This is a genomic window from Brunnivagina elsteri CCALA 953, from assembly GCF_002289455.1.
GTDB lineage: Bacteria > Cyanobacteriota > Cyanobacteriia > Cyanobacteriales > Nostocaceae > Brunnivagina > Brunnivagina elsteri.
The window spans coordinates 1-1,436 of record NZ_NTFS01000738.1 but is presented as its reverse complement, the minus strand read 5'-3'; the positions used below and the strand labels follow the sequence as shown (position 1 = coordinate 1,436).

Sequence of the window (1,436 nt, the reverse complement as noted above, 5' to 3'; positions counted from 1 at the left end):
GTACTGTAGGATGGGTTAGAATAGAGTTATTAATGTACCAAAATCTTAAAAATGCTGCGTTATGCTGTCGCTAACACACCCTACGTGTGCTACCGCTAACAAAAATCAAATAGAAATCCTATACCTATAGATTAATATTAGCTATATTAATCTAGTCTAGGGAAATCAATATAAATTATAAATACTCATACTCCAGACTAGGACTTACGCATTGACAGAAAAATCAAAATAGGGGGTATACTTCTCAGCGCTTAAAGCTTGTTTTTATGTTCCCTATCAAGCGATAGAAACCAAGAAAGGGTAATTTATAAAAGCCTGAAACAACGTATTCACGTTAATACACAACACAGCCCTTTTGTACAGTGCGTAAGTCCTAGTATGATGACTCAGATAATAAAAGCTTCAGCAATTGGATTTGGGTATTTAATATTTCGACTCAATCAGGTCACATTACTTAACATTTATTACTTAATATTCAAAATCCCTAAAGCCATTGTCCACCACGGAAACGCGATCGCACAAAAAGAATTCTCATTAGGCTTTGTGAAGCAATAAATACAGCCAACCACACAGCGCTATAGTGGAGTAGAAATTTATCGAGTGGTAATTCCTTTGGTATTGCTGGTAAACCAATTAGTTTTACCCCACACAAGACAAATAACATTTCCCAAATTCCGGCAAAAAGCTGATATACTGCGGGCCAGTCCCTATCCCAGCGATATTTTTGGATGCGATCGTAGAATACATCCCAAATAATCCCAAAAATCGCCACATAGCCAATTACCACAAAGTAAATCCCTTTTTCAGAATCTGGAGCAGCCAAAACAAAGGGTAAAGTTACTAATAAACCAACCGTAGCAAGTAATAATAAACGAGTTTGCCAGCGTCCAAATAATGTCGGAGTCATAATTTTTAGTTATAAATTAGAAATTAAAGGTGATTACTTAAGATTTTGGCGTAGCATTTTCTAGTCTGCCAAGGTAGAAACTTATCTGCGTACATCTGCGGTTAACTCTTTATTAAGCTGTTCCACATTTAATTTGTACATAACGCGGGCAAGATGCCCGCACTACAAGAATTATACGTTTTTGGGTTATGCAATTTAGATGTGGTTTAGCTTACCATACCTGACGAATATGGTAACTACTGTTAATATAAGCTTGCATAATCAATATTTCAGCAAAATCCAAACAATTTCCGCAGTAGTTTGACTCAAATATTTATCGGATTTTTATAAAATATTTGTAATTTTGTGATTAGGGATGGGAGATATAGAGAAAAATTAAGGCAGATATTCAATTAATTGAGATGTGATACATCCCATTTATTTCTAACCCAACACATCTAAAATCCCTTCCCAGTTAACGACATTCTCTAGTAAAGTTTGATACCCCAAAGTATTCGGGTGCAAACCATCTTCAGAAATGCGATCGCAC

At 35.7% G+C, this 1,436-nt stretch carries 1 protein-coding gene; it reads right to left on the bottom strand.

The genetic code is table 11. The features are described 5' to 3' along the window. Window positions 1-484: 484 nt before the first annotated feature. Window positions 485-907, bottom strand: coding sequence for a hypothetical protein (locus CK510_RS30335; RefSeq protein ID WP_095725114.1), 423 nt, complete (start codon window positions 905-907; stop codon window positions 485-487). Between the last annotated feature and the right edge of the window lie 529 nt (window positions 908-1,436).